Source organism: Acidithiobacillus sp. IBUN Pt1247-S3, assembly GCF_041146875.1.
GTDB lineage: Bacteria > Pseudomonadota > Gammaproteobacteria > Acidithiobacillales > Acidithiobacillaceae > Igneacidithiobacillus.
On record NZ_JBFRXP010000090.1, the window covers coordinates 1 to 332 of the forward strand.

Genomic DNA, 332 nt, shown 5'->3' on the forward strand with positions numbered 1-332 from the left:
GCCACCCGCCTACACCTACGGGCGCAAGCCGAAGGCGTCGAGCTCCATATCCACAACCCTGCACCCGTGGGCGTGGTCTGTACCGCTTATTGGGAAGGCAGCCATGCGCTGCCGCATCACTATACCGTTGGCGCTGGCGCGCAGCTCAAGGACACCCTGCGCGCCCCAAATGGGCAAGATCTCGCGCTTATGGTCTACGGCCCCGATGGCTTCATCCGCGGCCTCTACGGCAAAGGCGCTTCGCCCCTACAAGTAGATGCCGAGGGGCTGCGTACTGGCGACCTGCGTCTCACCTTGCATAGTAACGCCACGCAACAGATCGAGATTCGCGA

The 332-nt window shown here is 63.0% G+C and carries 1 protein-coding gene; it reads left to right on the forward strand.

Annotation, left to right across the window (positions count from 1 at the left end):
* On the forward strand, window positions 1–332 hold a 332-nt coding region (locus AB4090_RS15180; RefSeq protein WP_369574710.1), incomplete at both ends, for a phospholipase domain-containing protein.